This is a genomic window from Actinomadura monticuli, from assembly GCF_041463655.1.
In the GTDB taxonomy this organism is placed as follows: Bacteria; Actinomycetota; Actinomycetes; order Streptosporangiales; family Streptosporangiaceae; genus Spirillospora; species Spirillospora monticuli.
On record NZ_JAXCEI010000026.1, the window covers coordinates 42,185 to 57,936 of the forward strand.

At 72.9% G+C, this 15,752-nt stretch carries 12 protein-coding genes and 1 riboswitch; of the genes, 1 reads left to right on the forward strand and 11 read right to left on the reverse strand.

Features of this window, described 5'->3' with window-relative positions; translation table 11 throughout:
* Positions 1–6: 6 nt before the first annotated feature.
* Positions 7–783, reverse strand: a complete 777-nt coding sequence (locus SM611_RS35440; RefSeq protein ID WP_371954759.1) for an enoyl-CoA hydratase/isomerase family protein — start codon at positions 781–783, stop codon at positions 7–9.
* A gap of 50 nt (positions 784–833) precedes the next feature.
* Positions 834–1,529, reverse strand: coding sequence for a GntR family transcriptional regulator (locus SM611_RS35445; protein WP_371954760.1), 696 nt, complete (start codon positions 1,527–1,529; stop codon positions 834–836).
* Between the two features lie 81 nt (positions 1,530–1,610).
* Between SM611_RS35445 and SM611_RS35450 the strand changes: the two genes are divergently transcribed.
* Positions 1,611–2,762: an acyl-CoA dehydrogenase family protein gene (locus SM611_RS35450; protein WP_371954761.1), complete on the forward strand. Its 1,152-nt coding sequence runs from the start codon at positions 1,611–1,613 to the stop codon at positions 2,760–2,762.
* Between the two features lie 145 nt (positions 2,763–2,907).
* Here the strand turns inward: SM611_RS35450 and SM611_RS35455 are convergent, their stop codons facing one another.
* From SM611_RS35455 to SM611_RS35495, 9 genes are all read right to left on the reverse strand, one after another.
* A complete protein-coding gene (locus tag SM611_RS35455) occupies positions 2,908–4,068 on the reverse strand; it encodes an NADH:flavin oxidoreductase (protein ID WP_371954762.1) in 1,161 nt (386 codons plus the stop codon).
* Positions 4,069–4,101: 33 nt separating this feature from the next.
* Positions 4,102–5,256 carry an acetyl-CoA C-acetyltransferase gene (locus SM611_RS35460; RefSeq protein ID WP_371954763.1) on the reverse strand — a complete coding sequence of 385 codons (1,155 nt, stop codon included), beginning with the start codon at positions 5,254–5,256 and terminating at the stop codon, positions 4,102–4,104.
* 25 nt (positions 5,257–5,281) lie between these two features.
* Complete coding sequence (locus SM611_RS35465) at positions 5,282–5,899, reverse strand: TetR-type transcription factor C-terminal domain-containing protein (protein WP_371954764.1); 618 nt, start codon at positions 5,897–5,899, stop codon at positions 5,282–5,284.
* An 8-nt stretch (positions 5,900–5,907) separates the two neighbouring features.
* Positions 5,908–6,687, reverse strand: coding sequence for an SDR family oxidoreductase (locus SM611_RS35470; protein WP_371954765.1), 780 nt, complete (start codon positions 6,685–6,687; stop codon positions 5,908–5,910).
* Entirely contained in the window at positions 6,684–7,913 is a 1,230-nt protein-coding gene (locus tag SM611_RS35475) for an acyl-CoA dehydrogenase family protein (protein WP_371954766.1), read from the reverse strand. The genes SM611_RS35470 and SM611_RS35475 overlap by 4 nt, the downstream gene beginning before the upstream one ends.
* Before the next feature lie 33 nt (positions 7,914–7,946).
* Entirely contained in the window at positions 7,947–9,218 is a 1,272-nt protein-coding gene (locus tag SM611_RS35480; protein WP_371954767.1) for a glycosyltransferase, read from the reverse strand.
* Positions 9,202–12,096, reverse strand: coding sequence for a bifunctional glycosyltransferase/CDP-glycerol:glycerophosphate glycerophosphotransferase (locus SM611_RS35485; RefSeq protein ID WP_371954768.1), 2,895 nt, complete (start codon positions 12,094–12,096; stop codon positions 9,202–9,204). Before SM611_RS35485 ends, SM611_RS35480 begins: the two co-directional genes overlap by 17 nt.
* A 240-nt stretch (positions 12,097–12,336) precedes the next feature.
* Complete coding sequence (locus SM611_RS35490) at positions 12,337–13,101, reverse strand: CHAP domain-containing protein (RefSeq protein ID WP_371954769.1); 765 nt, start codon at positions 13,099–13,101, stop codon at positions 12,337–12,339.
* Positions 13,102–13,112: 11 nt separating this feature from the next.
* Positions 13,113–13,265: riboswitch (cyclic di-AMP (ydaO/yuaA leader) on the reverse strand.
* A 461-nt stretch (positions 13,266–13,726) separates the two neighbouring features.
* Positions 13,727–15,589 (reverse strand): PP2C family protein-serine/threonine phosphatase, encoded by a 1,863-nt coding sequence (locus SM611_RS35495; RefSeq protein WP_371954770.1) that lies wholly within the window; start codon positions 15,587–15,589, stop codon positions 13,727–13,729.
* Positions 15,590–15,752: the final 163 nt, after the last annotated feature.

Here is a 15,752-nt window from a genome sequence, read left to right on the forward strand (position 1 = left end):
TCCTCTCTAACGGCCTTCGAAGCGCGGCGCGCGGCGTTCGGCGAACGCCGCGCGGCCCTCGGCGAAGTCCGCGGTTCCGAAGAGGGCCGCCTGCTCCTCGCGCTCGGACTCCAGCAGCCGCTTCAGGCTGTGGTCGGCGCGGGCCAGCAGCCGCTTGGCGGCGGCGACCGAGAGCGGGGCGAGCGCGGCGGCCTCGGCGGCCAGCCCGAGCGCGCTCTCCAGGGCCGCGCCGGACGGGGCGAGGGAGTCGGCGAGGCCGATCTCGTGCGCGCGGGGCGCGGGCACCGTCCGCCCGAACACGAGCATCTCCTTGGCGCGCCCCATGCCGACGCGCTGCGGGAGCGTCCAGAGGAGGCCGCCGTCCGCGACGAGGCCGACCTTGCCGAACGCGGCGACGAACCGGGCGTCCTCGGCGGCGACCACGTGGTCGCAGACGGCGGCGAGGGAGACGCCGAGCCCGGCGGCGGCGCCCTCCACGGCCGCGATCACCGGCGTCCCGCAGGTGGCGATCAGCCGGACGGCCCGGTGCACGGGCGCGAGCCTGGCCCGCACGGCGCCGGGGTCGGCGCCCTCCATGGACCGGACGTCGCCGCCCGCCGAGAACGTGCCGCCCGCGCCGGTCAGCACGATCGCCCTCACCGCGGGGTCGGCGGCGGCGCTCTCCAGCTCCGCCAGGAGCAGCTCGCGCATCGGGACGTCGATCGCGTTGCGCGCCTCGGGCCGGTTCAGCGTGAGTACGCGCGTCCCGTCGCGGTCGGTGACCGTGACCACCCGGTCGTCCATCAGCCCTCCCGGAAATTTTTTATACGATACGGCGGCCGGATCGAGCGGCGTCACCCGGGCGGGTCGTCCCAGAACCCCTGCGCCTCCAGGTGGACGACCAGCAACGTGCCCGCGTGCCGGATGTGGGCCCGCATCGCCTGCCGCGCGGCCCCCTCGTCCCCGGTCCGCAGCGCGGCGAGGACGAGGTGGTGGTCGTCGACGGACGCCCTGGTCCAGCCGTCGATGCTCGCGTAGAAGCGGCGCGGCGCGTACCGGACGACGGTCTGCAGCAGCCAGGCCATCTTCGGCGACCCCGCGCACAGGTTGATCTGCCGGTGGAACCGGTGGTTGGCGTGCTCGATGCCGGCCGAGTCGCCGGCCTCGAACGCCTCCTCCAGCAGCGCCTGCGTCCGGTCGAGCGCGGCCAGCTCCGGCTCGGCGATCGTGCCCGCGGCGCGCGCGGCCAGCTCGCCGGCGAAGTACGCCTGGGCCTCGAACAGGTCCTGGACGTCCCGCCGGGTGAGCGGCGCCGGCATGAACCCGCGCCGGGGCTCCAGGGTCACGAACCCCTCGCCGCGCAGCGACAGCAGGGCCTCCCGGACGGGCGTGACGCTGATCCCGAGGTCCTCGGCGATCCGTTCCAGCCGCAGGAACTCGCCGTGCCGGACCTGGCCCGACATGATGAGGTCGCGGACGTGGGCGGCCACCTCGTCGCTGAGCTGGCGGCGCCTGCCGAGGGCGTGGTCGCCGGAACGGGCAACGGTCATCGTCTCCCCCGAGCGCCTGAGGTGGGGTGTATTTTCAAATCAAATATATGAGATCCCCGTGCGGGAGGAGGCCGAGCCGCCGTGTTCACGCTCAGCGACGAGGAGCGCGCCATCGTCGAGGTCGTCGCGGACTTCGTCGACAAGGAGGTCCGCCCGGTCGCCCGGGACCTGGAGCACGCGGGAACCTACCCCGCCGGACTCATCGACCGGATGAAGGAGCTCGGCGTCTACGGGCTCGCCGTGCCGGAGCCGTACGGCGACACGGCCGTGTCGAAGGCGTGCTACGCGCTCGTCACTGAGGAGCTGGCCCGCGGCTGGATGACGCTGGCGGGCGCGTTCGGCGGGCACACGGTCGTCTCGCACCTGCTCGCGGTGTTCGGCACCGACGAGCAGAAGGCCCGCTACCTGCCCCGGATGGCGACCGGCGAGCTGCGCGCCACGATGGCGCTCACCGAGCCGTCCGGCGGCTCCGACCTGCAGGCGATGAGCACGACCGCGCGGCGGGACGGCGACCGGTACGTCGTCGACGGCGCCAAGATGTGGATCACCAACGCCCGGATGTCCGGCCTCATCGCGCTGATGTGCAAGACCGATCCGCAGGCGTCCCCGCGGCACCGGGGCATCAGCATCCTGCTGGTGGAGAAGGGGCCCGGCCTGACCGTCTCGCGCGACCTGCCGAAGCTCGGCTACAAGGGCGTGGAGAGCTGCGAGCTGTCCTTCGACGGCTACGAGGCGCCGCTCGACGCGCTGCTCGGCGGCGTGGAGGGCCGCGGCTTCGCCCAGATGATGCGCGGCCTCGAGGTGGGCCGCATCCAGGTCGCGGCGCGCGCCCTGGGCGTCGGACGCGCCGCCCTCGAGGACTCCCTGCGCTACGCCCAGGAGCGCGAGGCGTTCGGCAAGCCGATCTGGCAGCACCAGTCCGTCGGCAACTACCTCGCCGACATGGCCACGCAGCTGCGCGCCGCGCGGCTGCTCACCCTGGACGCCGCCGGCCGGCTGGACGCGGGCGAGCGCTGCGACATGGAGGCGGGCATGGCCAAGCTGTACGCGTCCGAGGCGGCGATGCAGATCGCGCTGAGCGCGGTCCGCATCCACGGCGCGGCCGGCTACTCCACCGAGTTCGACATCGAGCGCTACTTCCGGGACGCACCGCTGATGATCGTCGGCGAGGGGACGAACGAGATCCAGCGCAACGTGATCGTCAAGCAGCTGGTCGAGCGGAACCGGATCTAGGGCGCGGAGGCCGGGTCCTCGCCGGCGCGGATCCACCCGAGCGTACGCTCCACCGCGCGCTTCCAGTCGTCGTACTCGGCGGCGCGCCGCTCGAAGCGGCCTGACCGGAGCGGGTGCCCGGCCCCTCCGCGCCCGGGCGTGATCCTCAGGTGGGGATGAGGGGGCAGTGGGTGCCCTTGTAGACGGTGGGGACGCAGTAGTTGCAGTGGGTGCACAGGGACGGGGTGGACGGGTCGGCGGCGATGCGGTTCACCAGGTCGGGTTCGCGGAGGAGCGCGCGGGCCATCGCGACGAACTGGAAGCCCTCCCCCATCGCCCTGTCCATGGTCTCGCGGGTGGTGATGCCGCCCAGCAGGATCAGCGGAAGGTCGAGTTCCGCCCGGAACCTGCGGGCGTGCTCCAGGAGATAGGCGTCCTCGTAGGGGTAGACGCGCAGGAACCTCTTGCCGAACATCCGCATGCCGATGCGCAGGGGGAGCTTGTAGTTCGCCGCGAACTCCGGGATGGGCATCGGCCCGCGGAACAGGTACATCGGGTTCAGCAGCGAGCTCCCCGCGGTCAGCTCCAGCGCGTCGACCGTGCCCTCCTCCTGGAGCCGGCGGGCCACGTAGAGGCTGTCGTCGATCTCCAGGCCGCCGCGGACGCCGTCGCGCATGTTGAGCTTGGCGGTGACCGCGATGCGGTCGCCGACCTCGTCCCGGACGGCGCGGGCGATGCCGAGCGCGACCTTGGCCCGGTTCTCGATCGGCCCGCCGTAGCCGTCCTTGCGCCGGTTGAGGCGGGGGCTGAGGAACGAGCTGGCCAGGTAGTTGTGCCCGAAGTGGATCTCCACGGCGTCGAAGCCGGACTCGATCGCCAGCCGCGCCGCATCGGCGTGCGCGCGGGTGATGCGCTCGACGTCCTCCGCCGTGGCGACCTTGGTGAACGCCATGCCGAGCGGGTTGAAGAACCGTCCGGCCGAGATCGCGGGCGCCTTGTTGGAGCTGGCGTCGGCGACCGGCCCGGCGTGCCCGATCTGCGCGGACGCGGCGGCGCCCTCCGCGTGCACGGCGTCGGTGAGGCGGCGCAGCCCGGGCACGGCGTCGGGCCGCATCCAGATCTGGCCGCGCTCGGTCCGCCCCTCGGGCGCGACCGCGCAGTACGCGACGGTCGTCATGGCCACTCCACCGGCGGCGGGCCGCCGGTGGTACTCGATCAGGTCGTCGCTGACCACCGCGTCCGGGGTCATCCCCTCGAAGGTGGCGGCCTTGATCACACGGTTGCGCAGCGTCAGCGGCCCCAGCCGGGCCGGTTCGAACACGTCCACGGTGAGCTCCGTTTCCTCGCGTGGGTCAGGGAGTCAGAGCCGTTCGAGGATGGTCACGTTGGCCTGGCCGCCGCCCTCGCACATGGTCTGGAGGCCGTAGCGGCCGCCGGTGCGGTCCAGTTCGTGGAGGAGGGTGGTCATGAGGCGGGCGCCGGTGGCGCCGAGGGGGTGGCCGAGGGCGATGGCGCCGCCGTTGGGGTTGACCTTGGCCGGGTCGGCGCCGGTCTCCTTCAGCCAGGCGAGGACGACGGACGCGAACGCCTCGTTGATCTCGACGGCGTCGATGTCGCCGATCGTCATGCCGGTCTTCTTCAGCGCGTACGCGGTGGCGGGGATGGGCGCGGACAGCATCCGGATCGGGTCCTCGCCGCGCGCGGAGATGTGGTGGATGCGGGCGCGCGGGGTGAGGCCGTGGTCCTTGACGGCCTGCTCGGACGCGATCAGCAGTGCCGCCGAGCCGTCGGAGATCTGGGACGAGACGGCCGCGGTGAGGCGCCCGCCCTCCACGAGGGTCTTCAGCCCGGCCATCTTCTCCAGCGTGGTGTCGCGGCGCGGGCCCTCGTCGGTGGCGACGCCCTCGTACGGGGCGATCTCGCGCTTGAAGCGGCCCTCGTCGATGGCGCGGATGGCGCGCTGGTGCGACTCGTAGGCGAAGGCCTCCATGTCCTCGCGGGACAGGTCCCAGTCGCTGGCGATCTTCTCGGCGCCGTAGAACTGGGAGACCTCCTGGTCGCCGTAGCGGCGCGTCCAGCCCTTGGAGCCGGCGAAGGGGCCCTCGGTGAAGCCGAGCGGGGCGGCGGCGGTCATCGCCGAGCCGATCGGGATCTGCGACATGTTCTGCACGCCGCCCGCCACGACCAGGTCGGACGTCCCGGACAGGACCGCCTGCGCGGCGAAGTGCACGGCCTGCTGCGAGGAGCCGCACTGCCGGTCGACGGTGACGCCGGGGACCTCCTCGGGGAGGCCGGCGGCGAGCCAGCAGGTGCGGGCGATGTCGCCGGCCTGCGGCCCGAGCGTGTCGACGCAGCCGAACACGACGTCCTCGACGGCGGACGGGTCGACCTTCGTGCGGTCCATCAGCGCGGTGAGCACGTGCGCGCCGAGGTCGGCGGGGTGCGCGCCGGCGAGCCCGCCGTTGCGCCGCCCCACCGGGGCGCGGACCGCGTCGACGATGTATGCCTCGGCCATGGGTCTTCTCCTTCGTGCAGGGGGCCTAGCTCGCCTGGATGCCTTCGAGGAACATGGCGAGGTACTGCTTGGCGATGTCGTCGGCGGACAGGCGCCCGCCGTGCTGGTACCAGTTCGCCGCGAGCCACACGGTGTCGCGGATGAATCGGTACACGAGCGTCTGGTCGAGGTCGGCGCGGAACGCGCCCTCCTTGACGCCGCGGTCCAGCAGGGACAGCCACATCTCCTCGAACCGGCGCTGCGAGTCGAGCAGGTAGTGGAAGCGCTCGCTGGTCGCGAGGTGCTTGGACTCGTTCTGGTAGAGGACGACGGCGGGCCGGTGCCGGTCTATCGAGCGGAACGACTCGACGACGATGGCCTCCAGGGTGTCGCGGGCGCTGAGCCCGGCGGCCAGGACGCGGTCGTACCCCGCCCACATCTCGTCCAGGAAGGTCGACAGGATCTCGTCGGCCATCGCCTCCTTGGAGTCGAAGTGGTAGTAGAGGCTGCCGCCCAGGATCCCGGCGGCGTCGGCGACCTTCCGGACGGTGGTGGCGGAGTAGCCCTGGGAGGCGAACACCTCGGCGGCCGTGGCGAGCAGCTCGGCCCGCCGTTCGGCGCGGGCGGCGGCGGTGCCCTCGGCGTCGCGCCGTCGTGGACTCATCGGGTTTCCTAAGCGTGCTGGGAGGAGACGGAGACGACCTCGCCCGTCATGTACGAGGAGTAGTCGCTGGCCAGGAAGACGATAACGTTGGCCACCTCCCAGGGCTCGGCGTAGCGTCCGAACGCCTCCCGGCGCGTCAGCTCGTCCAGCAGGTCCTCCGAGGTCACCTTGACCAGGTGCGGGTGCATGGCGAGGGACGGGGAGACGGCGTTGATCCGGACGCCGTGGTCCGCGGCCTCCAGCGCGGAGCAGCGGGTGAGCGCCATGACGCCGGCCTTGGCGGCGGCGTAGTGCGACTGCCCCTTCTGCGCCCGCCAGCCGATCACCGAGGCGTTGTTGACGATGACGCCGGCGCCCTGCCCGCGCATGATGCGCAGGGCGGCGCGGGTGCAGCGCATGGTGCCGTTGAGGGTGATGTCGATGACCCGGTCCCACTGCTCGTCGGTCATGTCGACGAGGTCGGCGGTCCCGCCGAGGCCGGCGTTGTTGACCGCGACGTCGATGCGCCCGAAGCGCTCCACGGCCAGGTCGTAGAGGGCCCGCACCTGCTCCTCGGACGTGACGTCGCAGGGCAGCGCGGCGACGCGGTCGGCGCCGAACTCCTTCTCCAGCTCCCGCGCGGACGCGGTGAGCCGCCGCTCGTGGGTGTCGGAGATCAGGACGCGGGCGCCCTCCTCCAGGCAGCGGCGGGCGGTGGCGCCGCCGATCCCGGCGCCCGCCGCGGCGGTGATCACGACGGCGCGGTCCTTCAGGAGGCCGTGCCCGGGGACGTAGGGGGGCGGGGTCATCCGCGTGCCTCTCTCGGGAGCCCGAGCACGCGCTCGGCGATGATGTTGCGCTGGATCTCGTTCGACCCGGCGTAGATCGTGTCGGAGCGGGAGAAGAGGAACAGCCGCTGCCAGTCGTTCAGGTCGTACCCCCCTCTGGGGGTGGACCCCTGGGCTTCGCCCGAAGAGCGCTCGGAGGGCTCGCCGTCGGCCACCAGGCCGCCGGCGCCGAGGACGTCCATGGCCAGCTCGCCGAGCTCGCGGTGCCAGGTGCCCCAGACCAGCTTGGAGATCGACGACTCGGGGCCGGGGGCTCCGGCGGCGACGCCCGCCATGGTCCGCACGGCGTTCAGCCGCATGATCTCCAGCCCCATGTACGACCTGGTCAGCCGGTCGCGCAGCAGCGGGTCGGCGATGGCGCCGGTGCGCCGGGCGAGGTCGGCGACGCCCTCGAACTCGCGCCGGAACCCGACCTGCTGGCCGAGGGTCGCGACGCCGCGCTCGAAGCCCAGCGTCGCCATCGCGATCTTCCAGCCCTCGCCGGGCGCCCCGACGATGTTGCCGGCGCCGGTGCGGGCGCCGTCGAAGAAGACCTCGTTGAACTCGGAGGTCCCGGTGAGCTGGATGATCGGCCGGATGTCAACGCCGTCCTGCTTCATCGGGACGAGCAGGTACGACAGGCCCTTGTGGCGGGACGACCCGGGCTCGGTGCGGCAGACGACGAAGCACCAGTCCGATTCGAGGGCGAGGGACGTCCACACCTTCTGGCCGTCGATCGTCCAGTGGTCGCCGGCGAGTGCGGCGCGGGTCTGGACGTTGGCGAGGTCGGAGCCGGCGTTGGGCTCGGAGTAGCCCTGGCACCACAGCTCCTCGACCGCCACGATCGGCGGGAGGAAGCGGGCGCGCTGCTCGTCGGTGCCGAACGCGATGATCGTGGGGCCGAGCAGGTTCTCGCCGATGTGGTTGACGCGGGCGGGGCCGTCGGCGAGCGCGTACTCCTCGTGGAAGATCACCTGCTGCTCGAGGGTGGCGCCGCGGCCGCCGTACTCCACCGGCCAGCCGACGCACGTCCAGCCGGCGGCGGCCATGTGCCGCTCCCAGGCCAGCCGCTCCTCGAACGCCTCGTGCTCGCGGCCGGGCCCGCCGAGCCCGCGGGCGTGCGCGAACTCGCCCGACAGGTTCGCCTGGAGCCAGTCGCGGACCTCGGCGCGGAAGGCGCGGTCCTCCGGCGACTCGTTCTCGTTCACGCCCCGACTCTACCAAACAGTTGTTAGAAAGAATCAAACCCCCGGTGCGGGTTCGGTCTCGCGTCCGGGCCTGCCCGCCGCCCTCGCCGCGGGATTCCCCGCGGCCGTCCACTGCGGGACCGGTGCGGGCGGACGTTTCGGCTCGGCCCGCGGCAGGTCCCGGTGGAGCAGGTCGAACAGCCTGTCCCAGCGGGCGAGGACGGCGTCCGGATGGAACCGCAGCACGGACGCGCGGGCCTCGGCGCCGAGGCGGCGGCGCACGTCCGGGTCCTCCATGAGCCGCTCCAGGGCGGCGGCGAACGCGATCGTGTCGCCGGGCTCGACCAGGACGCCGCCCCGGCCGTCTGCTATCAGCTCCCGGACGCCCGGCGCGCAGTCGAACGCCACCGTCGGCAGCCCGTACGCCATGGCCTCCAGCACCGACATCGGGAAGCCCTCCGCACGGGACGGCAGCGCGAACACCGACGCCTCCACCAGCGCGTCCTCGACCTCGGCGATCACGCCCCGGAACTCGACCGAGCCTGCCACGGCCGCCGCCTGGGCGCGCAGTTCATCCTCCTCCGGACCGCTGCCGTAGATGTGGAGGCGCCACTCCGGGTGGCGCGCGGAGGCCCGCTGCCACGCCTCCAGCATCAGGTCCACGCCCTTCTCGTGCGACAGCCGCCCGACGCAGGCGACCACGGGGAGGTCCAGCGTGGGATGGACAGACGGCGTGACATGCAGCGCGTTCGGGATGTGGCCGACGTTGGTCATGCCGTCCCCGGCCCAGGCGTCGGCGTCCTCGGCGGTCAGCACCAGCATCCGGTCGGCGCCCGCGTAGTGCTCCCGGACCCGGCGGTACCGCGTCGACCCGCGGGTGGCCTTGTACGACTCGTGGCTCATCGCCACGACCCGCAGCCCGGACGTGTCCGCCAGCCGCACCCACTCCATCGCCCACACCTGGGCCACGATGACCACCGCCCCCGGCCCGGCGCCGGCGAACAGCTCCGACAGCCGGGCGGCGCCGCGCCGCTGGGCCGCGGCCCGCCGCATCTCCCGCACGCGGGCCGCCGCGTTCAGCCGCTGCACCGGCGTCGCGGGCCGCCACGCGTGCACCGGCGAACGCCAGTCGCGGTGCAGCACCTCGACGGCGTAGGAGCCGTCGCGCCCGTGGTGGTAGGGGTCCGGGCCGCGCGTGATCCCGACGAGCGTGACGCGGTCGCCGCGGCCGGCCAGCAGCCGCGCCATGTGGTGCGCCCAGCGCTGGAGCCCGCCCATCTCGTCGGCGTTGTTGCACACGATGAAGACGTCACGCGGTGCGGCCATGCCTGTTCCCCCCGTGGCCCGGCCGGGCGGCCGGGAAGTAGCGGTCCGCCACCGTGCGGGCGGCGGTGCCCCGGTCGTGCTCGCCGAAGCGCGCGGCGAACGCGCGGCGCCGGGACGCGTGGACGGCCTCCGCCTCGTCCAGCCCGGCCAGCGCGGCGACGAGCTCCTCCTCGCCGCGGGTGATCGGCCCCGGCCCGTGCAGTTCCAGGTCGAAGTAGCCGGTGGCGCGGTCCCGGCCGTCCGGGAGGTGCAGGATGATCGGCCGGTCCAGCAGCGCGAAGTCGAACATGATCGACGAGTGGTCGGTGACCAGCGCGTCCGCGAGGAGCAGCAGCGGGGTCACGTCGGGCACCGCGCCGACGTCCCGCATCACCGCGCGGGCGCCGGGCGGGACGTTGGCCCGGCACAGGTAGTGCGGCCGGACGAGCAGCACGAACTCCTCGCCGAGCTCCCGCGCGAACACCTCCGGGTCGACGGGCGGGTCCAGCAGCTCGACGGGGCGCCCCTTGCGCCCGGTGGCGAACGTCGGCGCGTACAGGACGGCGCGGCGGCCGCCGTCCAGGCCGAGCGACGCGCGCAGCGAGGCGACCTCGGCGGCCAGCTCCGGATCGCCGTCCAGGCCGTTGACCAGGGGGTCGTTGCGCGGATAGCCGGCCGGGAGCAGCTCGGAGCGGATCCCGAGGCCGGCGCACAGCGTCTCGGCGTCGTGCCCGGAGCGGACCAGGAAGCAGTCGTAGCGCTCCACCATCCGGCGCAGCCGGGCCCGCTCGGCGGCGGGGCCGCTCTTCATGCGCGGCTGGTCCAGGCCCATCAGCTTGAACGCCGAGCCGTGCCAGGTCTGGATGTAGGTGGTCCCCGGGCGCTTGCGCAGCCCCTCGGGGAACCCCTGGTTGTCGACCCAGAACTGGGCGCGCGCCAGCGCCAGGAAGTAGCCCCACGAGCCGCGCCGGACCAGCCTGGCGTCGTCCGGGAACCCCTTCGGCGACGACGCGTACGCCCACACCGCCGTCACCGGCCGGCCCGTCCTGCGCAGCTCCCGGTAGATGTACTTGGGGTTGTCCGAGTAGTGGCGGCCGAGATGGCTCTCGAAGACCGCCAGGCCGGGCCGGACGGGCAGCCGGCTCAGCACCCCGTTGAACACGGCGATCTTGGTCGTCCGGGCGGTGAGCCGCCGGCGGACGGACTTCTTCAGCCCCCGCGCGCGGCGCCATACGAGCCGTCCCGCCGGCGACCGGGCGGCGCGGAGCGCGGCGGCCCCGGCGAGCCGCGCCCACGGGCTCGCCGTCTCCAGTGCGAACGCCAGGTGCCCGCCGCCCGTGACGTAGGAGCGGAGCCGGTCCGCGGCGATCCGGGTCAGCCGGGGCCGGACGGGCAGCGCGACGCCCGTCAGCGACGGCGACCCGCGGCCCTCGCCGGGGCGGGTGACCATGTCCTCGCCGTTGACCCGGACGCGCAGCCGGACGTCCCAGACGGGATCGATGAACCCGATCGGCCTGATCCGGCGGAGCGGGTCGAACTCCGACCGCCAGGCCAGCCGGTCCCCCTCGTGCCGGACGACGGCGCGGGCCCGCACCGTGCGGGCGCGGCGGCGCCGGTCGCAGAACTCCAGCGTCCCGGCGAGCTCGGCGTCCGCCGGGACGCGGTTCAGGGGGTTCAGCACGTGCCCGGCCATCAGGACGCGGCCGCCGCGCGTCTCCAGCCGCGTCACCGTGTTCGCCGGGCGCAGGTCCTTCAGGGGCCGCACGTGGAAGCCGAGGCCGGTGACGTCCAGGACCCGGTGGCCGTGCCGCCCGCGCGGCCCGCCCGCGCCCCAGTAGACCCGTCCGTCCCGCTCCACCAGCCGGGCGCGGAGCTCGGGCCGCTCCCAGGCCCGGTACTCGGCGGCGGCGAGCGCCCCCTCGTGGTCGCCCTCGCGGATCAGGTACGCGGCGATCGCGGGCAGCCGGCGGGCCAGCTCGAACGCGCGCGGGTCCAGCTCGGCCAGGTAGCCGGCCGCCAGCTCGAGGAAGCGCGCTCGGTGGCCTGGGTCTCGGTCGCGCAGTTCCCGCAGGTAGAGGACCAGGTCGTGGTTGACGAACTTGACGTCCTTGGCAAGCCGCAGGTCGTGGGCGCCGCGCAGCGCGAACAGCATGTCGATGCGCCGATGGATCTCCAGCCGGTCGGCGAAGTTGGCCAGCTGGGTGCGCCGGTTGGAGATCGACGGCGCCGCAGTCCGCTCCTTGACGAGCCAGTTGTAGACGCGGTGCGGGATGAGCGCGGTCCGCCCCGACGCCAGGTAGGCCTCGGCGGTGAACAGCAGGTCCTCGTAGTGCAGCCGCTCGACGAACCGCAGCCCGTGCTCCTCCAGGAAGCCGCGGCGGTACGCCTTGTTGGTCGAGAGGGTGTCGTAGAGGAGGCGGGGCTCGTCGCTGAGCGACCCGTGCGCGGTGCTGCGCCGGTAGAGCCACGGGTACCAGGGCCGGACGCGTCCCTTCGCGCCCTCGGGCACGTCCAGGAAGATCCGGTCGCACAGCCCGGAGACCAGGTCGGCCCCGGTGTCCTCGGCGGCGGCCAGCAGGTTGAGACAGGCGTGCCGGTCCAGCAGGTCGTCGCTGTCGAGGAACATCACGTACCGGCCGGACGAGGCGTCGACGCCGGTGTTGCGGGGGCGTCCGCAGCCTCCGGAGTTCGACGGCAGGTGGACGGCCCGGACCCGTCCCGGATGCGCGGCGGCGAACCGGTCGGCGATCTCCCCGGTGCCGTCGGTGCTGGCGTCGTCGACGATCACGGTCTCGACGACGCCCAGCGACTGCGCCAGCGACGAGGCGACCGCCCGGGGCAGCCGCCGGGCGTCGTTGTACGCGATCACCACCACGCTGACATCCGGGCGCACCCGCATGGGCATCCCCCCTCGCCAGTTCCCCCGGGACGGAGCCGCCCGGGCGCCGGTCGGACGCGTTGCCAGGGATTCCTATCCAGGAAGAGCCCATCGAGGTCCAAGAGGGATCAAAGGCTGTCAACGCTTAGCATTACCCGCCTTCGCGGGAGACATAGGACGCAACCACCTGGGAACGCCCGAAGGCGCCCGGCCGGAGCCGGGCGCCTTCAGGGTGTCGCGTTCCGCCGTCCTCGCGGAGGGTCAGGAAGCGTAGTCGGGGTAGCCGTAGCCGACGATCTCCGACTTGTCCCGGGTCTTCTTCTCGACCTGGTCGTTGCTGTTGCCCTCGATGGTCTTGACGGTGCCGTCGCCGTTGTCCTTCACGACGAGGCCGACGTGGTCGATGTCACCGATGCTGCCGTTGCTGCCGTCCTTCCAGTCGAAGAACACGACGGCGCCCGGCTTGGCCTTGTGGCCCCAGCGGTCGGTCTTCTTGAACCAGGAGGCGTGCTGGACGGTGTAGGCGTCCCAGCCCATGTTCTTCACGCCGGTCTGGGCGCCGAGCCAGGACACGAACATGTCGCACCACTGGGCTCCGTTGTAGGCCTTGACCGAGAAGCCGCCGTCGCGCTGGGCGGTGGCCTTGGCGTGCGGGGTCGAGACGTACCAGTCGTGGAACTTGGTCTGCTTGCCCTTGCCCTCGCTGATGCCGACCTGCTTCTGGGCCAGCTTGATGACCTCGGAGGGCTGCACCGCGCGCGGCGGCACCTTGTAGCCGGCCTCGCGGGCCTCGGCGGTGGTCATGCCCGTGGACGCCTTCGACGCGGTGCTCTGCGACGCGGTGCCCTGCTCGGCGACGGCCGCCGCGGCGCGGACCGGGGTCTCGGCCTCGGCGCGGCCCCCCGCGAGGGGGTTGAGGACGGCGAGCCCGACGGCTCCGGCGACGACCGCGCTGACGGCGACGCCGACGGCCTTGTCCTCGGACGAGAAGCGGTTGAGCGCGAAACGATCGAAACGACCGGTCATGCAGGGAATCTCCTTGTCTTCCATGACGCCTACCGGGTTAGCTGACGGATTCGGGCATGGAAGCAGCCCTACGGCGCGTCTCTGCGCGCCGATTCACCCCTGGAACGTTGGGTCCCCGGCTCCGTCCGGTCGTGCGACCTGGACGGACTCGGCCTCGCACCGCACACGGCGGTGCCGACTTTTCGGATGTGTCTCAGCGACTTATCTGAGGTGGGGCGCGCATCTTCATGGCGCGCATCGCGTGCGGATACCGCTCCGCGATCCTCGGCCGTGCGCGGCACGGCCGGCGGCAACGCATGGGGCGCGCTGCGTGATTCGGATAGAAGGTATCAACCTTCCCAGGAAAAGCAAATGAGCCACAAACTTCGGTCTTGCCTGCTCAAAGCCCTTCCAAGGATTCACCAACACCGTCAGGGCGCCGCATCTTCCCGATCTTCACCGAAGTGGCCGCCAGCCCTTTGCCCACGGGCCTTACCGCCCGATGACCAAAAGGTAAAGAAACCTCCGGAGGGGGCCACGGACACCCCGCGGGGCACCGGGATCGGGCCGTCACGGGCTCTCAGCGGCGGTTCAGGTGCGTCCTAGCTCACAGCCCGCGACCACTGCGGGCCGCGTGTGAGGCCCGTCACTCGACGCGCACCGCGAACAGCGTGGTGTCGTCCGCGGCGCGGTCGTGCTCCATGCGCGCCAGCACCTCGTCCAGCACCCGGTCCGGACGCTCCGAGGAGTCCCGCAGGATGCCCGTGAGGTCCAGGATGCGCTCGTCCAGGTCGGCGTCCCTGCGCTCCACCAGGCCGTCGGTATAGAGGAACAGCAGGTCGCCGGGGTGCAGCTCGGTGGTGATCGTCGTGTACTGCCAGCCGGGCATGGCGCCGAGCATCGGGTCCCGGACGACCTCCAGCGGCATCGCCTTCCCGCCCCGGACCAGGATCGGCGGCGGATGGCCCGCGCACGTCCACTCCAGCACCCGGCGGGACGGGTCGTAATGGGCGACGATCGCCGTCCCCGTCGCGGGCGGGTCCATGTTGCCGACCAGCTCGTTCAGCCAGCCCACCAGCCGTCCCGCGGGCTCACCGGTGCAGGCGAGGCCGAGCAGCCCGTTCCGGGTCCGCGCCATCGCCGCGGCCGCCGGGAGGCCGTGCCCGGCCGCGTCCCCGATGGCGAACAGCGCCCGCCCGTCCGCCATGGCGCGGGTCGCGAACCAGTCCCCGCCGATGCGGGCGGTGCTCTCCGCCGCCAGGCTGCGGACCGCCATGACGAGGCCCGCCAGCTGCTCCACCTCGTCCTCGTCCGGCAGGATCGCGCGGCGCAGCGTCACCGCGACCTTCCGCTCCTGCGCCGTCCGCGCCTGCTGCTTGAGCATCTGCCGCCGGGTCTCGGCCAGCGCCCGCTCCACCCCGCGCCGGCGGGTGATGTCCTGCGAGACGATGTTGATCGAGATCGGCAGCCCGGACTCGCCCAGCACCGGCTCGGCGAACACCCACAGGTGGCGCGCCGTCCCGTCCGGCCCGATCACGCGGTGCTCGGCCTCCACCGGCTCCCGGCGCGAGAACATCGTCTGGATGGCCTCCTCCATCAGCGGGAGGTCGTCGTCCGCCACGGCCTTCGGCAGGTCGTGCGGCATCGGCGGCACCTCCTCGGGGGTGAGGCCGTAGTTGGCCAGCATCTGCGGCGTCCAGTCCGCCTCGCCCGTCGCGAGGTCCCACTCGCCGAAGCCGATCAGCGCCAGCCGCTCCACCCGCTCCATCCGCCGCGCGACCCGGTCCTCGGCGGAGTGGTACCGCCACGTGACGCACACCCCGGTCGGCACCCGCACGCACCGGACGCTCATCCGGGACGAACGGGACAGGCCCCGCTGGGCGGTGGTGTAGGAGATCGAGTCGCGTTCCAGCGGGGTCCCGCCCTCCAGCACCTTCACGTACTCGTTGAAGAGCCCGCTGAGCGCCGCCCCCGGATCGGTCTGCAGCAGCCGGAGGCCGGTCAGCTCCTCCTTGCCGCGGCCGAACATGTCCCGGGTGACGCGGTTCACGTCGGCGTAGATGAAGTCCGCCACCTCGCCCCCGGCGTCCCTGACGGGCACCAGGTGGACGCAGGAGTCGATCGTCCCGTCCAGCAGCGCCCGCGCCACCGGGTCCTCGCCCACCCCGGCGCGGATCTCGGCGTCCCCCGCCGTGTCCTCGGCCGTCACCCGCCGCAGGACGTCCTCGGCCTCCGACAGGACGTCCTGGCGCTCCGCCGTAGCGCCCTCGGCCCGCGGCGCCCGGCGCCCGGCGAGCACGGCCCCCACCGGCCCGCCGACGCCGTCCTTGACCAGCAGGGACGCCGCCTCCGCGAGATCGATGTCCAGGTCGCGCGCGAGCCAGATCAGGTGCTGCAGGGCCTCCCCCGGCGCGACGCCGAGCCGCCGGGCCAGCACGACCCGCGCCTCGGCCAGCACCGCGCGATCGTGCGCCGCGCCCCGCAGGTCGTCCAGGTCCGCAACGTGCACCCCGGGCTGAGTGCCCTCCGCATCCGCCAACCCTGTCCCCCGTTCGGCGTCATTGCCCTGGGAGAAAAAAGCTACATACGCCAGCGAAGGACTATTCGCCCACAACCTGGTAAACAGTCCAGATCTTTAACCCACTTTTCCGTTCCCGCCCGACGCCCACCAC